We start from the raw sequence: 16,123 nt of genomic DNA on the forward strand, positions 1-16,123 counted from the left end.
GTCCGATCGCTGCGACTGGCGACCGTCTGTCGGACCGGGACGGTTCAGCCAGGTACGTAGACCGGTTCCATAGCGGGCGCCGAGACGAGATACAGACTCACTATGGTAAAAAGAATCATGACGACGATGAAGGGGTACTGGCTCCGGATCGCTTGCAGCTTCTCAGGGAACAGTTCGAACGAGACGGTGTGAGAGATCCAGACGGCGAGGAGATGGCCGACGAGGATTCCGGCGATCTCGACGTAGCCGAACCACGACGTCAGCACGTACTGGGTCGGGTTCTCGGGCGGATTCAGCGGGGCGACCATCGTATCGACGAGCGACGGCCACAGCGAGATCGAGAACCCGATGTAGTGGGCGAAGTGATAGCCGGCCGCGATGGCGAGCAGCGGCGGTGCGAACCGGAGGGCGAGATACCGCTGCGAGAGGTGCGTCCCAGCACGCTCGCGCGTCCTGGCGGCGGCGAGCCAGTACACCGTCCAGAAGAGGGCAAAGCCGGCCAGCAACAGCCCCAGATAGACGATCTGGGGTGGGATCCCGAGAGCAACGAACAGTTCGACGGTTCGAACGCCCGGTACGGTGACGATGAAGCCGCTGTAAATCAGCTCCCAGACGAGCACGAGGACGAACGCGACCAGCGAGACGTCGGTGACCACGTCGTCGTCGCTGAGCCTCGAGCCGGGATAGCGAACCTCGAGCCCGTCGTCGGTTCGCTGGATGGGTGCGACCGCCCCGTAGAGTCGGAACCAGACGGAGATCGGATCTCCCCTCCGGAACCACGTCTCGGGGGAGAAGACGACGGCACAGCCGATCGTGAGCGCGGAGTACGCGAGAACCACGGCGACGAGCGCGCGCGCCGAACTGCTCAACGGCACGAGTAACTCGAGCCAGATGAGCGCGAGGAGCGTGCCCACGGCGGGCCAGGAGTCGAGCCACGCGGGGTAGGTGGCGTAGCCGTTCGGGAGGGAGACGGCGATCCGACGCCAGGGGTTGAGCGCGTGCCACGGACTGCCGATCGTGTACGCGACGATCGTCAACAGCGCACGGCCACCGACGAACGTCAACAGGACGGCGGCGCTGAAGTTGCCGAGCTGGGGGCCGACGAGGCCGACGACGACGATGAACACCAGCGCAGCGATGCCGAGCGTTCCGAGCAACAGCGAGCCCGCCGTCTGAAGACGTGTCGTAGGGAACGCAACCGTATCGTCGTGGAAGCTGGCGATGACGTCGCGATCGGTTACCAACATCGTCATCAGCGCCGACGCGCCGACGACGCCGCCACCCGTCGCGAGATACAGCCACGTCGGGACCGTCGTCTCGCCGCTTTGCTCCGAGAGTCCGACGGCGACGTTGCTCGCTGCGACGATGCCAGCGCCGACGGCGAGCGCGACGAGCACGAACGCGCCCGCGAGTCCGGCCCGTCGGAGGAGTACCCAACGTCTACCCATTGCTCGAGCGTTAGCCCGTGGTTCTATTTACGTGTCGTTTCGGACGACGAGCCTACCGAAGATGTTCGCCAAAAGCACGCGTTGCGGAGCGGGACGGCCCGTCGGCGAACGGCCGTGACCGATCGTATGAGGAAGGTATAAGTGGCCGTCATCCGGATTGTACACCAATGGCTGACGTTCGGACATACACTCTCATATACGTCGTACTGTTAGCGCTCGGAACGGGCAAGTTCCTGTTCTTCGAGCTCGACCAGATATTCTCGGAGCAGATGGCGATTATCGGGACGATTATCCTCGCGGTCGTCAAGTCGCTGTTGATCGCCGGCTACTACCAGCACCTCCGAGACGAACCGCGCTCGATCACCTACATGATGCTCGTTGCCGTGTTCATGGTGTTCCTGCTGACGGTCGCAGCGGGCTACTCCATCCAGTAACGGTCACGAACTCGCCGTTCTTTCCGAGCGACGTCATCCACTCGTCTCTTCTCTCACGTCCGACTTGCGAAGAGCGGTTCGTCACGCTCCGCTCGACAGTTACCGAAAGCGTTGGTCCGACGTCTCGAGTCGATCAGCGCGCGCTTGATCCGGGCTGTTACCGACCGCTATCGAACGGACCGCGTAGACGGCCGACTGCGGCCGAATTTTCTGTGTCCTCGTTCGAGTTGTGCTCGAGTGGTGGGTCGCAGTAGCCGCTGAGCACTCGCTGCCGGCCGGCCACCGTTGATCAGAGGCGAACGATGAGTGACGAGCGACCGGTGACCGCACGAACGCGGGGAGCGCGGAGAACGATTCGATACGTGACTCGAGCCGGCTCGATTCGGCGTTGACGCGTCCGACGCGCTCGTCGTCTCCGAAGGTCTCGCGATAGGGACTGCTTCGCTCTTGCGTACTGTGTGCGACAACACGAGCGCGGGCCATGCGCTTGCGAGCGGCGTTCGTCGTCGAGACGCGTCGCTGTCACTGGTGTGAGAAGCGAACGGGAGAACCGCAAAGAAAAACCGTGGATCGAGACGTGCGCCGGTTATTCGCGGCCGAACATCTGGCGCATCATCGGGTGCATCTCCATCATCTGCTCCTCGGCGATCTCCTCGTACAGCTTGTACGTGATGGAGACTGCCAGCAGCAGCCCGGTTCCCGTCACACCACCAACCGTTCCGAGCATGTTCGCCCAGACGGCCAGCAGGCCGACGAGTGCACCGCCAATGACGGTCACTTGCGGGATGTATCGCTCCATGACCTTCTCGATGACGCCGACGTTCTGTCGGAAGCCGGGGATCTGCATCCCGGAGTTCTGGATCTGGCGCGCGGTCGCCTCGGGACCCATGTTGGTGGTCTCGACCCAGAAGATGGCGAAGATCGCCCCGCCGATGACCATGAACGTCAGGTCGACGGAGATACGGATCAACACCATCCACGCGTCCTGCGTGACGGCACCGGTCCACCACATCCAGTCCTGTGGCGAGTAGATCGGCGCGGTGTAGTAGAAGAACCCGCTGACGGGTTCTTCACCGGAGTAGTTACCCAGCCACGCGGGCATCCCGGCCCACTGACTGTTCAGGATCTGGCCCATGAACTGAATGTTCGCCTGCAGCGCGCGAACGAGGATCATCGGCAGGACGCTCGCATAGATGAGCTTCACCGGGAAGCGTCCGCGAGCACCCTTGACGCGGGCGTGACTGAGCGGGATCTCGACCCGCACGGACTCCGCGTAGACGACGATACTGAAGATCAGCAGCGTCGTCAGTAAGGCGACGATCTGGCCCTCGCCGAGCAAGAGCGTGTAGAGTCCGTCGCCGGAGACGAGCGAACCGGTCTCGATCTGACCGGTGAGGATCCGGTACCAGTCGTAGAAGAACCCGTCGGCGCTGGGCTGGATGAACCCGGTGACGAGTCGCTGGCTCACGCTGGCGATGATGAACAGCCCGATCCCGCTGCCGATCCCCCACTTACTGACGACCTCGTCCATGTACAGGATGAGGATCCCGCCAATGAAGATCTGGGTGAACATCAGCACCTGGATTTCGGTCTGTCCGAACTCGAGACCGCCGAGAGCCAGTGACTGCTGGGCTGGCAGGAAGCCGCCGGCGAACACCATCGGGAGCGCAGTCAGCGCCGTCATGATGATGACGAGCAGTTTCTGCAGCCCCTGGTAGAGCACCTGGTCCCGCGGATCGTCCGTGTCGAGACCGAGCAGGTTGGCACCACCGAGCAGCTGTAAGACGATGCTGGCGGTGACGATCGGTCCGATACCGACCTGCATCAGCGACCCCATCTCGCCGGCGAGCACCGAACGGAACTCGCCGAAGATGTCGGTCGCCTCTCCGCCCTGCAACCCGAGCAAGGCGATGTTCGTCAGGAAGAAGTACAACACGAGGATCCCCGCAGTCCACGCCAGCTTGCGCTTGAAGGGAACGTGTCCCTCCGGACGGCGGACTGCAGGCATCCGCGTCAAGACCGGTTCAGCGGCTTCCTTCCATCCCATATGTTAGTCCTCGTTCTGTTCGTCGTCGGCTTCTTCGGCCTCAGCTTCGGCTTCCGCGGCCTGCTGTGCTCGTTCCGTGAGCACGGCCTCGCCGCCGGCAGCTTCGAGTTTCTCCTCGGCGGATTCGGAGAAATCGTCTGCCGTAATCTCGAGGGAGTTTCGAACCTGTCCCGAGCCGAGAACCTTCACCTTGTCGACCTCGTGTCCGTCTTCGACGACGTCGCGAGCGTCGATCGCGTAGCCGTCGTCGGTTTCATCTGCGAGATCGTCGGCGACGTACAGGATCGCGTCCTCGTCGAGTTTCTGGACGTCGATCTCCGCGACCTCGTCGCGGATGTTCTGCGGTCGCTTGAAGCCGTGTTTGCCCTTCGGTTCGTAGTTGTGGAACTCGTGTTTGCTACGTCCAGCACGGCCGCGGCCACCGCGATGGCCCGCACCGCGTCGGTTCTTGTGGGTGCCGCCGCTGTGGGTGCGCGATCCGCGCTGGCGTCGTTTTTTACTCGTCATGGTTATCGCATCGATTCTAGCAGGTCGTTAATCTGCGCTGTTGTATGCTTTCCGAGTTGGCCGCCTTCGACAGTCGGCTTCTTGATGCCGTCGTGGCCGCCTCGTGGTGGGTGCAGTCGAAGCGTCGGCGACAGACCCTGCTCGCGCAGCGTCGTCTCCTCTGCGAGCAGTGCCTCGGCGAGTCCACCGAAGTCGTCGAAGTCGGTGTGCTCACCGAGCCACTCCTCGTCGACGTCTGCCTGTTTGCCCTCGAGGGGCTCCGCTCGCTTCGCGAGCAGCGTCTCGAGGACGTCGGCATCCGGTTCGCCGACAGCGACGTAATCGTTGACCTTCGAGATCATGCCCTGATAGGCGTCGGTCTCGGGGACGAGCGTGCAGTGGTTGACGCTGTGAATGTTGAGCATCTCCAGGGTGTCCTGGATATCGCCCTTACGATTTACCTCACCGCGGACCTGAACGATCGCTTTCATTGGTCAGCCACCTCGGCTTCGTCCTGTCGACCCCGCTGCTGGGGCTGGCGCGACTGCGATGCGTTCTCGAGTGCGTTGAACGTCGCCTTCGCGAGGTTGACGGTCGTTCGGGTGTTGCCGTGACTCTTAGTCCAGGCGTTTTCGATGCCGGCCAGTTCGAGGACGTGACGGACGGTGTCGCTCGCGGCCAGTCCGAGCCCTTCGGGCGCGGGAATGACTTCGACCTCGACGGAGCCGGCTTTGCCGGTCGTCCGACGGGTCAGCGAGTGTGGCCGATCCGAACGGTCCTCCCAGGAACCGGAGCCGCGTGGCACCTGGATGATGTTCAGCTTCGCGATACCGATCGCCTTCTGGATGGCGGAGCCGACCTGATCGTCTCGGCCTTCCGCGTAGCCGACGTAGCCGTCGCGGTTACCGACCGCGACGACACACCGGAACTTCACGCGGCGTCCGGAGTCGGTCATCCGCTGGACCATGTTGATGTCCAGCACTTCGTCGTCCAGTCCGGGGAGGAGCTGGTCGACGATCTCGGGCTCCTTCAGCGGGAGTCCCGAGGCGAGGGCGGTCGCCATATCGTCGATCTCGCCCTCTTGGACCTTCCGACCGAGACGGGTGACGGGTTCCCATCCGCTGTCGTTGTAGTTGCTCATTCGAGAATCGCCTCTCGTACTTCGTCGAAGTGATCTGGGAGATCCGCTGCGTCGAACTCCCCGCTGTACAGCGGCTCGTCGAGCTGTTCGGCGTACTCGGCGATGTGTTCGCCGCGGGTACGCGACCAGTCTGCGAGCACGCTATCGTTGTGCGGAATCTCGAGACCGGCGTCGATGGCCCCTTCCTGCACTGCGAACACCTTGTTCCCGGGCGTGGCCGTGTTGAGACCGATGTCGAGGACCGCTTCCTCGAGACCGGCGTCGACGGCTCGTTTGCCGGCCAGCAGTCCGGTCAGATACGCCGCGGAGATGTTGCTTGTCGGGGCTTCCCAGCCGTACTCCTCTAGGTCGCTGGAGTGTGCGCTTGCGAGCGTCTCGTCTCCCTGAGGTCCGGGAGTGATCAGCTGCGCCGTAGTGTGCTTGTTGCTCTTGCGAGCGACGAGGCGGGGCTTTCCCGATTTCAGCAGGCGCAACCTCTGGTGGTAGTCCGTCCGGACCTCACGGCGACGCCGCATCGGTACCTTATATCGTGGTCCTGTCGCCATTATTGGTCACCGTAGGTTTCGTCGATGTAGTTCAACAGGTACTGGACGCTCCGGAACTCCCCACCGCCAGCCTTCTTGTAGAGCTGTCGGTACTGCGTGGGCGTCAGCTCGCCCGAATCGCGGAGTTCACGCAGCTTCCGTCGCTGTGCGCGAATCTTGTTCTGCCACTCTTCTTTCTCGTTCTGGCGTGCGCCCTTCTTGCCGCGGCGCTTGCCCGGGCCTTTCTGGTGTCCGTACGCGCGCTTCTTGTTGCGCTCACGGGCACGGCCTCGAGAGTTGCCGGAGGCGTCGTCGGCCTGAATGCGACCTTCGTCGACGAGGTCGCGGATCTCGTCGCGGGTGATCGCTTCGGCGATCTCCGACTGGGCGTCGGGATCGAGCCAGACGCGGTTCTGACCGACGTCCAAGACGTCGGCTGCGAGTCGCTTCTGTGCGGAGAGATCAGTCATTTGATTCCACCTCGACTTCTTCGTAGGTCGGGTTCAGGACGCGAACGCCCTGTTCCTCTGCTTCCTCTTCGATCCGTTCGCGCTTGCGCGCGCCGACCGAGGAGGCGATGCGGACCGCTTCGCGAGAGCCGTCGACACCCTCGAGGTCGTTCGTGTTCTCGACGTAGACCTCGTCGAAGCCACTGGGGTGTTTCCCTCGCACGGCTTCGGGGGTGCGGTAGCCGGCCTGGACCTTGGGGCCCTTGCCTTTGACACCGCGGCGTTGTTTCGACAGCTGCCCGCGCGGGCGGCGCCAGGACTCCGGCGTCCGCTTTTTCTTGTGGTAGTCCTGTCGGTTGAACTGCGGCTTTCCTTCGCTCTGCCGGCGACCGAGGAGTCGCTCCTCGTCGTCGGAGAGTTCGGGCGTCTTCTCGGTCAGCCCGCGGGGCTGCAGTTCGGTTTCGACGTCGTCTGCCACGTCGGCCTCCTCGTCGGCGCCTTCGTCTTCGATCTCGGCGTCGGTCTCTTCTGAGACCTCGAGGTCGCCGACGTCGGCTTTGATACGGGCCGCGAGTGCGTTCCCGATACCTTCGGCTTCGGCCAGGTCGTCCTGGTCTGCCTCTTTGACGTCCTCGATGGAGTCGAATCCGGCGTCGCGCAGGGCCTCTGCCTTGCTCGCACCGACGCCGCTGATGTCTTCGAGCTCCTGGGGCTCGTCTTCGGCCGAGTTGTCTTCGGGTTCTTCGTCTGCCATCTATCAGGCACCTCCTTTGACGGGTTTCTCGGTGATGTAGACCCCGTCCTAGAAGACGCGGGTGTCCTTGTCGTTGACGCGTGTCAACTGTTCGATGTCTGCCGCCGTCTGGCCGACGTCCTCCTTGTTCGGACCGGAGAGGACGAGCCGTTCGTCGTCGACGGAGACGTCGGTCTCACCGTGGATAGTCGTACGTCGCGGTGCCTTTTCGCCGAGGAAGTTCTCGATGACGACGTCGTCACCCTCCACGCGGACCTGCATCGGGAAGTGAGAGTAGAAGACTTCCATCTTGTACTCCCAGCCCTCGGTCACGCCGTGGAAGGCGTTGCGGATGTGGCTCTCGAAGGTGCCAACGGTCGCGTTCGTTTTCGCGTCCTCGTTGTCGCTTTCGATCGCTACAGTGTCGTCTTCGAGTTCGACGGACACGTCGGGGTACCAGAGACGTCGCGTGACGTTGCCCTCTGGACCGTCGACGGTCACGTCGAGGTGGTCGATCTCGACGGATACGTTTTCGGGAATTTCCAGTTCGACTCGCATGGTTAGTAGACGTATGCGATCACCTGGCCGCCGATCCCCTGCTCACGAGCCTCGTAATGGCTCATGATACCGCTGCTCGTCGTCACGACGAGCGCACCGAAATCTCGAGCGGGGAGATAGCGCTTCTCCCACTTCTCGAAGTCCTCGGCACCTGCGGCGTAGCGGGGCTTGACGGGGCCACACTGGTTGATCGCTCCTTTCAATTCGACCTCGAACTGACCGGCTTTACCGTCGTCGACGTACTCGAAGCCGTCGATGTACCCGCGGTCGTAGAAGACCTCGAGCACGCTGCCGATCTCGTTCGAGGCGGGCGTTACCTCGTGGGACAGATGTCCCACACTCTCGGCGTTGTCGATTCCCGAGAGCGCGTTACTGAGTGGATCGTTTCCGGTCATGTTATCGATACTTCTTGAATCCCATATCACGAGCGATTTCGCGGAAACACTGGCGACAGAGGTTGATGTCGTACTTGCCGACGAGCCCCTGTTTACGGCCACAGCGCTGGCAGGCCGCTTCCTGCCCCGTGCGCTTTGCGGCGTGTTCGCCCGTTTGCTCGCGTTCTACGTCAGTTTCAGTTTCACTCATCGTCTGCCTCCTCGACGTTCACGTCGAAGTTCGCCTCGAGGAACGCGATGGCGTCCTCGGGGGTGAGTCGGTGGTTCGACGGAATCGACCGGTTGGCCTTGTCGCGCTTGGCCACGCGGTAGCCCGGTCGGACCAGATTGACCGTCACGTCCATGCCGTAGATACCGACGTTCGGGTCGTACTCCTGGCTCGGGAACTCCGTGTGTTCCTCGACACCGAAGCTGAAGTTGCCGGTGTCGTCGAACTGCTTCGCGGAGAGCTCCGAGAGCGGCAGGGACGTCTCGAGGAAGTCGTAGGCGTCCTCGCCGCGGAGGGTGACCTTCGTGCCGATCGGGTCGCCCTGGCGGATACCGAAGTCGGGTTCGGTCTTTTTCGCCTGGGTACGAACGCTCTGCTGGTTCGTGACCGCCTCGATGATGTCTTCGGCTTTCCCGAGTTCGCGGCCACCGCGGCCGACGCCCATGTGGACGACGACTTTCTCGACGCGGGGTTCGCGCATCTCGTGGAACTCGCCGGCTTCAGCCTCGCTCATTCGTCATCACCCGTGAAGTTCTCGTCGATGACGACGACGTACTCCTGAATCGTTTCGAAGCCGCCGTCCTCGGTGTCGACACCGATCGTGTTCGGGCCGCTGCCCGGCGTAATATCGATCGCGTCGATCTCGCCGATCTTGCCGCCGTGGTTGCCACGGACGGCCGTCACGAGCGCACCCTCTTCGAACGGGAAGTGGGCGACGATGGACTTGTCCTCGTTGTCGACGACGATCGAGTCATCCGAGTTGTACTCGGCCTCGTCGTCGACGATGACGTTCGTGCCATCGTGGAGGGTCAGCTGCGTCTGTCCACCGGGAACCTGCTGTTTGCCCTCGATCTTTCCGAGGCGGCTTCCGGCGGCGTCCTCGTCGATTTCGGTCAGCGCGAGCCGACCGCCTTCGTCGGGGAAGACGCGGTAGTACTCCTCTCGGCCGGGGAACGCAACGATGTCGAACATGCCGATCGGGCGCTGTTCGTCGTTGATCGGTTCCCCGTTGACGAGGATCGCATCCTCGGAGAGGGCGTATCGTGCTTCTTTCTTGGAGTCGACGTAGCCGAGTACGTCCCGCAGCAAGACGACGAGCGGCACGCCGTCCTCCCCGTGCGGTCCAGCGCCGGCTTTGACCGTGAAGGTCTCAGTCTTGCGCTCGACCGGCCAGGACTTCGGTACTGACAGTCGTTTCTGGTGTTTCGTCATTCGCTATCACCTTCGAGGCGTGCTTCACGACGCTCGTCCTCGAGATTGAGGTCCGTGAGACGGACGTTCGAGGGGGCGAGTGGCCGCGGCACTTCTTCGCCGTCTGCCGTCTCGACCGTCACGCCCTCGACGTGTATCTTGCCGTCCTCGAGGATCGCGCGGAGGACTTCGCCGGATTCGCCGGCGTCGTCGCCGCGCATGACCTCGACCGTGTCCCCCGCGTTGACGCGGGTTCGACGGGTGCCGTACTCCTCGCGGAGGTCGTCGGACAGCGTCGCGTGGAGCTGCGATCCTCGCTTGTGCAGCGGTGCACGCGCAGTTTCGTTTCGCTGTTTGGTTGGTTGTTCGCTCATAGTTCTATACGATCATCGTTGCGGTAGAGGCGATCGCTCCGAAGCGCTCTGCGACTTCGCGGGCGATCGGGCCCTTGATCTCCGTACCGCGGGGCTCTTCGTTCTCGTCGATGATGACGGCCGCGTTGTCCTCGAACTTCAGGCGCGTGCCGTCGGGCCGGCGGATCGATTGCCGCTGGCGGACGACGACGGCCTCGAGGACCTGACGGCGCATCTCGGGGGTACCCTTGGTGACCGAGACGGTCACTTTGTCACCGATTCCCGCCTTCGGCTGGCGGTTCTTGGTGCCGTGGTAGCCCGCGACGCTGATGACTTTGAGTTCGCGTGCGCCGGTGTTGTCGGCACACGTGACCAGCGACCCCTTCTTGAGTCCCTGCGTGACGTCGGCTTTCATCGCCTCCATCACTCATCACCCTCATCAGTTTCGTCGCTCTCGGCGCTGAGGTCTTCGGCCGAGAGCTGTGGGTCCGGCTCCGCTTCGCCGGTGAGTTCAGCGACGTCCTCTGCCGTCGCTTCTTCGGTTACTTCGACGACCACGTGCGATTTCGTCTTCGACAGTGGTCGGGTCTCTGCGATCTTGACCGTGTCACCGACCGAGAGTGGCTCGAGCACGCCCGGCACGTGTGCCGGAACGCGCGAGCGACGTTTCATTTGACGGTCGTACTTCGGAACCGTCACGTCGTACTCTCGCTCGACGACTACGGTCTTATCCATGTCCGTCGAGACGACCTGCCCTTCGAGGATCTGTCCTCGAACGGGAAGCTCGCCGTAGAACGGACACGTCTCGTAGTCGTATTCCTCCGGGTTTTCGGGTTCCGGAGGGGTTTCAACGTCTAGTCCTATTGCCATGGTGAGTCACCATTCGTTTCCGTGCGTCGGGCGGGTCGTGAGAGCAGCCGCGATCCATCGACCGTAACGTAGGCTACGCCCTCGCCGGCGTGCCCGCTGGCACGAGCACAGCCGGCGGCATCGCCGCCGGCTCCGTCCGACTCGTCCGATTCTTCGGACGGGTCGGGTTGAGTATCGGCCAGTTTGGACGCAGTCCCCGAGGACTTCTCGTCCCCGGCGGCTTCATCTGTGATCGCGAACTCGAACGTCGAGCCCGACTTCGGCACCATCAACACCTGAGACTCGCCATTGTCCCGAACTTCTATCGAAAGGGTGTTCGTCGTCTCGATGACGACGCGTCCCTCGAGGCCAACCCGCGAGGCGTCGTCGCTCTCGACGACGCGGACGGGAAGCCCGTTGAGTTCGTGTCGGGGGAGAGTCTCGGGTGTCAGTGCCATTGTTATATTACTCGTCGTCCAGGTCGCCTTCTTCTCGCTGGATCGTCTTGACCCGAGCGATCGTCCGGCTCAGTTCGCCGATGCGGCCCGGGTTCTCCGGGGCACCACCGGCGGCGAGGACGGACTTCTGGTTCAGCAGCTCCGTCTCGAGTTCCTCGAGTTCCTCTGCGCGTTCCGCAGGGGTCATGTCGCGAACCTCTGCGACGTGGAGGATCGCCATCAGGCGTCACCTCCCTCGTCTGCGTCGTCCGCGTCCTCGGCAGCCGCTTCGTCGGCGTCGGCGTCCTCCTCGTCCATCTCCGCGACGAGTTCCTCGGCCTCGGCTTCGACGTCTTCCTCGAGTTCGTCGAGATCGTCCTCGATCGGGGACTCGTCGGGGATGTCGACTTCTTCTTCGTCGGTCTCGACTTCCGCTTCGATGACCTCCTCGACGTCCTCTTCCTCGAGTTCTGGCTCGGGCTCGACGGCATCCTCGGCAGGGGCTTCGGCGCCGTCGTCGGCGGCCTCGGCCTCCTCGGGTTCGCCCTCGAGCAGCTCCTCCACACCTGCGGCCTTGTTGGCCTCGACGGCGTCGGGAACGACCTCTGCGGGGTCCATATCTTCGTGGACACCGAAGTCGTCGGGCAGTTCGGCTCCCGGCGGGATGATCTTGACGTCGACCCCGATGGTACCGAGTTTCATCACTGCGACGCCCTGGCCGTGGTCGACGACCTCTTCGGCGGGTTCGCCGTTGTGCTTGATGTAGCCGCGGTTGAACTTCTCGACGCGCGAGCGGGCACCGGTGACCTTTCCGGAGAGGACGATCTCGGCGCCGAGCGCGCCGGCGTCCATGATGCGGTCGATCGTCGTGTGACCGGCCTTCCGGAAGTACCAGCCACGCTCGAGTGCGTTGGCCAGTCGGTCCGCGACGATCCGTGCGTTGAGGTCGGGTTCGTCGACCTCTTGGACGTCGATCTGTGGGTCCTCGAGGTTGAACTTCTCCTCGAGCGCCGTCGTGACCTTCCGGATGTTCTCGCCACCTTTGCCGATGACCATCCCGGGCTTTTCGGCCTTGAGGACGATCTGGGTTCCCATCGGCGTCTTGGCGACGTCCATGCCACCGTAGCCTGCGCGGCCGAGCTCTTCCTGGAAGAACTCGTCGATCTGGGACCGCTGAAGGCCGTTTTCGATGAATTGATGTTCGTCAGCCATTAGTTATCGTCCTCCGTTTCTTCGTCGACTTCTTCGACGACGATCTCGACGTCGACCTCCGGCGTGTTCCAGGCCGAGGCACGCCCCATCGCGCGGGGCTTGCGACCGACCGATTCGCCGACCTTGTGGGCGGCGATGTGGACGATCTCCATCGATTCGCCGTCGAAGCCCTGGTGGTCAGCGTTCGCCGCGACGTTCTCGAGCAGGTCGAGGAACTCGCCCGAGACCTTCTCGGGGTACTTTCCTGCGTCCCAGCCGTCGATGTCGGAGCGGTGACCCGCACCGGTGTTGTGGGACTTGAACGGAACGGACTGCTCTTCGTCGATGACGTCCTGAAGGAACGCCTGCGCGTTCGCGACGGTTCGGCCCTTCAGTTCGCGAGCGACCTCCTTGCTGTGCTTGTGGCTCATGTGACGCTCCCGAAGCATCGCTTTCGCGGTCTTGTCCGGGTCGGCGTCGACTGAGTAGTTGATTCCCATGCGATGATCACTTCAGTGGGACGAACTTCGAGGAGCGAGTCGCACCGATCCCTGCCTGTCCGTGTTCGACGGAGTTGCGGGTCAGCTGGAACTCGCCGAGATAGTGTCCGATCATCTCGGGCTCGACGCGGACGCGCTCGAACGACTGTCCGTTGTAGACCTCGAAGGTCAGGCCAACGAACTCCGGCAGGATCGGCATATCCCGCAGGTGCGTTCGGATCGGCGCGTTCGCCGTCTCCTCTTCTTCTTTCTCGCGGGCCTTCTCGAGCAGCTTCTGCTTCTCGACGGAGAGGCCGCGTTCGATACTTCGCCGCTTTCGAGCGGGCAGCAGTTCTGCGACTTCGTCGATGTCCAGATCCTGCAACTCCTCGAGCGTGTGACCGCGGTAGGTGAACTCACCTTCGCGGCCGGTTCGGTACTCCTGACTCATTTGTTTCCACCTCGGCCGGTACGGCGCGAGGAAATGTCACCAACTTTCCGTCCCGGCGGGGCATCCCGCGAGACGGACTTGGGTTTGCCCGGGTGCTGTCGGCCACCGCCACCGAACGGGTGGTCGACGGCGTTCATCGCGACACCACGGACGCGGGGGTATTTCGTCCCCCGTGCCTTCATCTTGTGATACTTGTTCCCGGCCTTGACGAACGGCTTCTCCGTTCGACCGCCGCCGGCGACGACGCCGACGGTGGCACGGCACTGCGGATCGAGGCGCTTGACCTCGCCGCTGGGAAGCTGGACGACCGCAGCGTTGCGGTCGTGGGTGATCAGGTCCGCGTTGACGCCGGAGGCCCGGGCGAATCGACCGCCGTCGCCCTGGTTCGCCTCGACGTTACAGACCGGAATCCCTTCGGGGATCTCCGCGAGCGGGAGCGTGTTACCCGGCTTGATCTCCGCGGAGACGCCGACCTGAATCTCCTCGCCGACGGCGATGCCTTCGGGGGCGAGGATGAGCCGCTGGTCGCCGTCGTCGAACTCGACGGCGGCGATCGGCGCGGATCGCGCCGGGTCGTGTTCGATATCCACGACCGTTCCGCGGACGAGGTCGTCGTCCTCCTGCTTCTTGTGGTCGAGTTTCGCCTTGTAGCGGTGTGACGGGGCACGGAACGTCGGGCCACCGCGACCGCGTCGTTGTCCCTGAATACGTCGTCCCATCTTCAGAACACCCCGATTCGCGAGGCGACTTCCTGTGCGTCGTCGTCCTCGGAGAGTTTGATGATCGCTTTCTTTTTGCCTTTCATCGTCACTTGCGTGTTGATGTTGTCGACCGAGACGTCGAAGCGCTCCTCGACGACCGAGCTAATCTCGGGTTTCGTGGCGTCGGGGTTGCAAACGAACTGGAGCTTGTTCTCGAAGTCCATGTCGTTCATCGCCTTCTCCGTCACGAGGGGGTGCTCGATGATCGAACTCATCGGTCTGCCACCTCCTCGAGTGCGCTCTCGGTCCAGACGGTCAGTCGACCCGGCTGTGCGCCGGGTGCGAGCTCTTCGGCGTTGACCTCCGCGGCCGTCGTCACGTCGGCACCGGCGAGGTTCCGAGCCGCTCGGGACGGGCCGGACTCGCTGGAGGTGACGAACAGGATCGACGTCGGCGTCTTGTACTTCCGGCCACGGGCTTTCCCCTGTCCGGATCGGACGCTGCGACCCTCGTCGGCGCGTTCGATGTCGTCCGCGAGACCGGCGGCCTCGAGGAACGAGACGACTTCCTTCGTCTTCTGGAGGTCTTCGAACTCGTCGCTCACGACGACCGGAATCTCCGCGTCGTCGTCGAACTGGTGGCCGCGCTCGGCGACCAGGTCGGCGTCCGTCGTCGCCGCGATGGCGCTGCGGACGGCGAGTTTCTTCGCTTTCGTGTTGATCGAGTCGGACTGGTCCTTTTCGGCCTTCGGTGGGTGGGATTTCCGTCCTTTGATCGCCTGAGGAACGCGTCGCGCGCGTCCGTCCTGGCGTGGCACGTGAGCCATCCCGCGACCGCTACCGAACGACTCCGCAGGCGTGCGCATGCCCGCGAACTCGTCGGCACCGTAGGCCTGTTTTCGGTTTGCCTGGGCGACGCGAACGGCGCGGGCGATCAGGTCCGGGCGGTAAGTGGTCTCGAAGACCGCCGGGAGCTCGATCGAGCCCGCGTCGTCGCCGTCCAGGTCTCGTACTGTTGCTTCCATGTGTTATCCCTGGTTAGATGCGGTGGAGACGTAGCGAACCTCGGGATCGAGGCGCGGCTGGTCTCCGGGTCGGATCGCCGGGCGGAAGCGCACGAGGCGCTTGTTCGGCCCGGGGAGCGAGCCCTTGATCAGCGCGTGCGGTCCGTCGACTTCGCCGTAGTTGACGAAGCCGCCGTCGACCGTCGCGTCTGCGCCGTCGCCGATATCGACGAGGCGTTTGTTCAGTTCCGTCCGCTGGTGGTAGCCGGTCTGTCCCTGCTGGGGGACCGTCGACCGAACGCGGGACGGGTTCCATGGACCGAGGTTCCCGATGCGGCGGCGCCATCCCTGCCGGGCGTGCTTGCCCTTTCGTTTCTGGACGCCCCATCGCTTGACGGGACCCTGGGTACCCTTTCCTTTCGTGACACCGCTCGCGTCGACGTACTCGCCCGCGCGGAACACGTCGTTCATGACGTGTTCGCCGCCGTCTGCGACGGTCTCGAGGGCGAAGTCGACGCGCTCCTCAACGGAGCCGCCGCCGACTCGCGTCTCCATCACGTCCGGTTTCTTCTTCGGCATCGAGGGAATGCTCCCTGGAACCGTATGCGTGATGACGCGAACGTCGTCGACGCGTCCTTCTTCGAGGTAGCCCCGAAGCTCGTCTTCGGCGGCGTCGGCGTCGTAGTCATCACCGGGGACGTCGAGGACGCGATCGAGTTCGGAAACGAACTCGTCGGTCCAGACCTCGGTGACCGGCTTCATGCCGTATGGCGTTGCTTCGTACGCTCGTAGTGCGACCGCGCGCATCGGCGGCGTCTCCACGATCGTCACGGGGACGGTCTGTTCCATCCCCTCGGTCGGCGAGTTCGCTTTATCGTCGACCATAACGACGTGGGTCATGCCGGCCTTGTAGCCCGCGAATCCCTGGAGCGTTGGCTGTCCGTCGTCGTCCGGCCACGAACTGAAGCGTGGGACCTCGCTGGTCGCACGCTGTCGTGGGCCGAACCCGAGTGAGCCTTTGCGTGGTGAATTTGCTTGTGGCATT

26 protein-coding genes are annotated in these 16,123 nt (G+C 63.5%); 1 reads left to right on the forward strand and 25 read right to left on the reverse strand.

The features are described 5' to 3' along the window. Window positions 1–44: 44 nt before the first annotated feature. Complete coding sequence (locus BLT08_RS05670; RefSeq protein WP_090303771.1) at window positions 45–1,448, reverse strand: hypothetical protein; 1,404 nt, start codon at window positions 1,446–1,448, stop codon at window positions 45–47. Between the two features lie 167 nt (window positions 1,449–1,615). On the opposite strand from BLT08_RS05670, the gene BLT08_RS05675 reads away from it, so the two are divergent. Continuing rightward, the gene (locus BLT08_RS05675; RefSeq protein WP_090303772.1) at window positions 1,616–1,882 is read left to right on the forward strand and encodes a cytochrome C oxidase subunit IV family protein; all 267 of its coding nucleotides are present in this window, start codon (window positions 1,616–1,618) and stop codon (window positions 1,880–1,882) included. A 586-nt stretch (window positions 1,883–2,468) separates the two neighbouring features. Here BLT08_RS05675 and secY read toward each other — a convergent pair. From secY to BLT08_RS05800, 24 genes are read right to left on the reverse strand one after another with little or no spacing between them, the layout of a single operon-like run. Then, a complete protein-coding gene (secY, locus tag BLT08_RS05685) occupies window positions 2,469–3,929 on the reverse strand; it encodes a preprotein translocase subunit SecY (RefSeq protein WP_090303774.1) in 1,461 nt (486 codons plus the stop codon). 3 nt (window positions 3,930–3,932) lie between these two features. Next, window positions 3,933–4,436 (reverse strand): uL15m family ribosomal protein, encoded by a 504-nt coding sequence (locus BLT08_RS05690; protein WP_090303775.1) that lies wholly within the window; start codon window positions 4,434–4,436, stop codon window positions 3,933–3,935. A 2-nt stretch (window positions 4,437–4,438) separates the two neighbouring features. Further along, complete coding sequence (locus BLT08_RS05695; protein ID WP_090303776.1) at window positions 4,439–4,906, reverse strand: 50S ribosomal protein L30; 468 nt, start codon at window positions 4,904–4,906, stop codon at window positions 4,439–4,441. After that, on the reverse strand, window positions 4,903–5,556 hold the full coding sequence (locus BLT08_RS05700; protein ID WP_090303777.1) for a 30S ribosomal protein S5: 654 nt from the start codon (window positions 5,554–5,556) through the stop codon (window positions 4,903–4,905). Before BLT08_RS05700 ends, BLT08_RS05695 begins: the two co-directional genes overlap by 4 nt. Further along, window positions 5,553–6,101, reverse strand: coding sequence for a 50S ribosomal protein L18 (locus tag BLT08_RS05705; protein WP_090303778.1), 549 nt, complete (start codon window positions 6,099–6,101; stop codon window positions 5,553–5,555). Before BLT08_RS05705 ends, BLT08_RS05700 begins: the two co-directional genes overlap by 4 nt. Next, complete coding sequence (locus BLT08_RS05710; protein WP_090303779.1) at window positions 6,101–6,550, reverse strand: 50S ribosomal protein L19e; 450 nt, start codon at window positions 6,548–6,550, stop codon at window positions 6,101–6,103. The genes BLT08_RS05705 and BLT08_RS05710 overlap by 1 nt, the downstream gene beginning before the upstream one ends. After that, complete coding sequence (locus BLT08_RS05715; protein ID WP_090303780.1) at window positions 6,543–7,283, reverse strand: 50S ribosomal protein L32e; 741 nt, start codon at window positions 7,281–7,283, stop codon at window positions 6,543–6,545. Before BLT08_RS05715 ends, BLT08_RS05710 begins: the two co-directional genes overlap by 8 nt. 48 nt (window positions 7,284–7,331) lie before the next feature. Next, a complete protein-coding gene (locus BLT08_RS05720; protein ID WP_090303781.1) occupies window positions 7,332–7,820 on the reverse strand; it encodes a 50S ribosomal protein L6 in 489 nt (162 codons plus the stop codon). A 2-nt stretch (window positions 7,821–7,822) separates the two neighbouring features. Next, entirely contained in the window at window positions 7,823–8,215 is a 393-nt protein-coding gene (locus tag BLT08_RS05725) for a 30S ribosomal protein S8 (protein ID WP_090303782.1), read from the reverse strand. 1 nt (window position 8,216) lies between these two features. Continuing rightward, a complete protein-coding gene (locus BLT08_RS05730; RefSeq protein ID WP_006088310.1) occupies window positions 8,217–8,405 on the reverse strand; it encodes a 30S ribosomal protein S14 in 189 nt (62 codons plus the stop codon). Then, window positions 8,398–8,937 carry a 50S ribosomal protein L5 gene (locus tag BLT08_RS05735; protein ID WP_090303783.1) on the reverse strand — a complete coding sequence of 180 codons (540 nt, stop codon included), beginning with the start codon at window positions 8,935–8,937 and terminating at the stop codon, window positions 8,398–8,400. Before BLT08_RS05735 ends, BLT08_RS05730 begins: the two co-directional genes overlap by 8 nt. Continuing rightward, window positions 8,934–9,635: a 30S ribosomal protein S4e gene (locus BLT08_RS05740; RefSeq protein ID WP_090303784.1), complete on the reverse strand. Its 702-nt coding sequence runs from the start codon at window positions 9,633–9,635 to the stop codon at window positions 8,934–8,936. The genes BLT08_RS05735 and BLT08_RS05740 overlap by 4 nt, the downstream gene beginning before the upstream one ends. Further along, window positions 9,632–9,988, reverse strand: a complete 357-nt coding sequence (gene rplX / locus BLT08_RS05745) for a 50S ribosomal protein L24 (protein WP_090303785.1) — start codon at window positions 9,986–9,988, stop codon at window positions 9,632–9,634. Before rplX ends, BLT08_RS05740 begins: the two co-directional genes overlap by 4 nt. Window positions 9,989–9,992: 4 nt before the next feature. After that, on the reverse strand, window positions 9,993–10,391 hold the full coding sequence (locus BLT08_RS05750; protein ID WP_090303786.1) for a 50S ribosomal protein L14: 399 nt from the start codon (window positions 10,389–10,391) through the stop codon (window positions 9,993–9,995). Continuing rightward, complete coding sequence (locus tag BLT08_RS05755; RefSeq protein WP_090303787.1) at window positions 10,391–10,837, reverse strand: 30S ribosomal protein S17; 447 nt, start codon at window positions 10,835–10,837, stop codon at window positions 10,391–10,393. The genes BLT08_RS05750 and BLT08_RS05755 overlap by 1 nt, the downstream gene beginning before the upstream one ends. Next, on the reverse strand, window positions 10,828–11,274 hold the full coding sequence (locus BLT08_RS05760) for a ribonuclease P protein component 1 (protein WP_090303788.1): 447 nt from the start codon (window positions 11,272–11,274) through the stop codon (window positions 10,828–10,830). The genes BLT08_RS05755 and BLT08_RS05760 overlap by 10 nt, the downstream gene beginning before the upstream one ends. Window positions 11,275–11,281: 7 nt before the next feature. Beyond that, window positions 11,282–11,494, reverse strand: a complete 213-nt coding sequence (gene rpmC, locus BLT08_RS05765) for a 50S ribosomal protein L29 (RefSeq protein ID WP_090303789.1) — start codon at window positions 11,492–11,494, stop codon at window positions 11,282–11,284. Then, window positions 11,494–12,465: a 30S ribosomal protein S3 gene (locus tag BLT08_RS05770; protein WP_090303790.1), complete on the reverse strand. Its 972-nt coding sequence runs from the start codon at window positions 12,463–12,465 to the stop codon at window positions 11,494–11,496. Before BLT08_RS05770 ends, rpmC begins: the two co-directional genes overlap by 1 nt. Continuing rightward, complete coding sequence (locus BLT08_RS05775) at window positions 12,465–12,944, reverse strand: 50S ribosomal protein L22 (protein ID WP_090303791.1); 480 nt, start codon at window positions 12,942–12,944, stop codon at window positions 12,465–12,467. The genes BLT08_RS05770 and BLT08_RS05775 overlap by 1 nt, the downstream gene beginning before the upstream one ends. 7 nt (window positions 12,945–12,951) lie before the next feature. After that, the gene (locus BLT08_RS05780; protein ID WP_006088300.1) at window positions 12,952–13,374 is read right to left on the reverse strand and encodes a 30S ribosomal protein S19; all 423 of its coding nucleotides are present in this window, start codon (window positions 13,372–13,374) and stop codon (window positions 12,952–12,954) included. Next, window positions 13,371–14,093, reverse strand: coding sequence for a 50S ribosomal protein L2 (locus BLT08_RS05785; RefSeq protein ID WP_090303792.1), 723 nt, complete (start codon window positions 14,091–14,093; stop codon window positions 13,371–13,373). Before BLT08_RS05785 ends, BLT08_RS05780 begins: the two co-directional genes overlap by 4 nt. 2 nt (window positions 14,094–14,095) lie before the next feature. Continuing rightward, on the reverse strand, window positions 14,096–14,350 hold the full coding sequence (locus BLT08_RS05790; protein WP_090303793.1) for a 50S ribosomal protein L23: 255 nt from the start codon (window positions 14,348–14,350) through the stop codon (window positions 14,096–14,098). Beyond that, window positions 14,347–15,099, reverse strand: a complete 753-nt coding sequence (rpl4p, locus tag BLT08_RS05795; protein ID WP_090303794.1) for a 50S ribosomal protein L4 — start codon at window positions 15,097–15,099, stop codon at window positions 14,347–14,349. Before rpl4p ends, BLT08_RS05790 begins: the two co-directional genes overlap by 4 nt. 3 nt (window positions 15,100–15,102) lie before the next feature. Further along, window positions 15,103–16,122, reverse strand: a complete 1,020-nt coding sequence (locus BLT08_RS05800) for a 50S ribosomal protein L3 (RefSeq protein WP_090303795.1) — start codon at window positions 16,120–16,122, stop codon at window positions 15,103–15,105. Window position 16,123 lies beyond the last annotated feature (1 nt).

This window comes from Natronorubrum texcoconense, from assembly GCF_900100335.1.
GTDB lineage: Archaea > Halobacteriota > Halobacteria > Halobacteriales > Natrialbaceae > Natronorubrum > Natronorubrum texcoconense.

What these genes read in the sequence shown, in the direction of transcription:
- BLT08_RS05670 (WP_090303771.1), bottom strand. Translation starts at nt 1,448, where the DNA reads ATGGGTAGACGTTGGGTACTCCTCCGACGGGCCGGACTCGCGGGCGCG.
- BLT08_RS05675 (WP_090303772.1), top strand. Translation starts at nt 1,616, where the DNA reads ATGGCTGACGTTCGGACATACACTCTCATATACGTCGTACTGTTAGCG.
- secY (WP_090303774.1), bottom strand. Translation starts at nt 3,929, where the DNA reads ATGGGATGGAAGGAAGCCGCTGAACCGGTCTTGACGCGGATGCCTGCA.
- BLT08_RS05690 (WP_090303775.1), bottom strand. Translation starts at nt 4,436, where the DNA reads ATGACGAGTAAAAAACGACGCCAGCGCGGATCGCGCACCCACAGCGGC.
- BLT08_RS05695 (WP_090303776.1), bottom strand. Translation starts at nt 4,906, where the DNA reads ATGAAAGCGATCGTTCAGGTCCGCGGTGAGGTAAATCGTAAGGGCGAT.
- BLT08_RS05700 (WP_090303777.1), bottom strand. Translation starts at nt 5,556, where the DNA reads ATGAGCAACTACAACGACAGCGGATGGGAACCCGTCACCCGTCTCGGT.
- BLT08_RS05705 (WP_090303778.1), bottom strand. Translation starts at nt 6,101, where the DNA reads ATGGCGACAGGACCACGATATAAGGTACCGATGCGGCGTCGCCGTGAG.
- BLT08_RS05710 (WP_090303779.1), bottom strand. Translation starts at nt 6,550, where the DNA reads ATGACTGATCTCTCCGCACAGAAGCGACTCGCAGCCGACGTCTTGGAC.
- BLT08_RS05715 (WP_090303780.1), bottom strand. Translation starts at nt 7,283, where the DNA reads ATGGCAGACGAAGAACCCGAAGACAACTCGGCCGAAGACGAGCCCCAG.
- BLT08_RS05720 (WP_090303781.1), bottom strand. Translation starts at nt 7,820, where the DNA reads ATGCGAGTCGAACTGGAAATTCCCGAAAACGTATCCGTCGAGATCGAC.
- BLT08_RS05725 (WP_090303782.1), bottom strand. Translation starts at nt 8,215, where the DNA reads ATGACCGGAAACGATCCACTCAGTAACGCGCTCTCGGGAATCGACAAC.
- BLT08_RS05730 (WP_006088310.1), bottom strand. Translation starts at nt 8,405, where the DNA reads ATGAGTGAAACTGAAACTGACGTAGAACGCGAGCAAACGGGCGAACAC.
- BLT08_RS05735 (WP_090303783.1), bottom strand. Translation starts at nt 8,937, where the DNA reads ATGAGCGAGGCTGAAGCCGGCGAGTTCCACGAGATGCGCGAACCCCGC.
- BLT08_RS05740 (WP_090303784.1), bottom strand. Translation starts at nt 9,635, where the DNA reads ATGACGAAACACCAGAAACGACTGTCAGTACCGAAGTCCTGGCCGGTC.
- rplX (WP_090303785.1), bottom strand. Translation starts at nt 9,988, where the DNA reads ATGAGCGAACAACCAACCAAACAGCGAAACGAAACTGCGCGTGCACCG.
- BLT08_RS05750 (WP_090303786.1), bottom strand. Translation starts at nt 10,391, where the DNA reads ATGGAGGCGATGAAAGCCGACGTCACGCAGGGACTCAAGAAGGGGTCG.
- BLT08_RS05755 (WP_090303787.1), bottom strand. Translation starts at nt 10,837, where the DNA reads ATGGCAATAGGACTAGACGTTGAAACCCCTCCGGAACCCGAAAACCCG.
- BLT08_RS05760 (WP_090303788.1), bottom strand. Translation starts at nt 11,274, where the DNA reads ATGGCACTGACACCCGAGACTCTCCCCCGACACGAACTCAACGGGCTT.
- rpmC (WP_090303789.1), bottom strand. Translation starts at nt 11,494, where the DNA reads ATGGCGATCCTCCACGTCGCAGAGGTTCGCGACATGACCCCTGCGGAA.
- BLT08_RS05770 (WP_090303790.1), bottom strand. Translation starts at nt 12,465, where the DNA reads ATGGCTGACGAACATCAATTCATCGAAAACGGCCTTCAGCGGTCCCAG.
- BLT08_RS05775 (WP_090303791.1), bottom strand. Translation starts at nt 12,944, where the DNA reads ATGGGAATCAACTACTCAGTCGACGCCGACCCGGACAAGACCGCGAAA.
- BLT08_RS05780 (WP_006088300.1), bottom strand. Translation starts at nt 13,374, where the DNA reads ATGAGTCAGGAGTACCGAACCGGCCGCGAAGGTGAGTTCACCTACCGC.
- BLT08_RS05785 (WP_090303792.1), bottom strand. Translation starts at nt 14,093, where the DNA reads ATGGGACGACGTATTCAGGGACAACGACGCGGTCGCGGTGGCCCGACG.
- BLT08_RS05790 (WP_090303793.1), bottom strand. Translation starts at nt 14,350, where the DNA reads ATGAGTTCGATCATCGAGCACCCCCTCGTGACGGAGAAGGCGATGAAC.
- rpl4p (WP_090303794.1), bottom strand. Translation starts at nt 15,099, where the DNA reads ATGGAAGCAACAGTACGAGACCTGGACGGCGACGACGCGGGCTCGATC.
- BLT08_RS05800 (WP_090303795.1), bottom strand. Translation starts at nt 16,122, where the DNA reads ATGCCACAAGCAAATTCACCACGCAAAGGCTCACTCGGGTTCGGCCCA.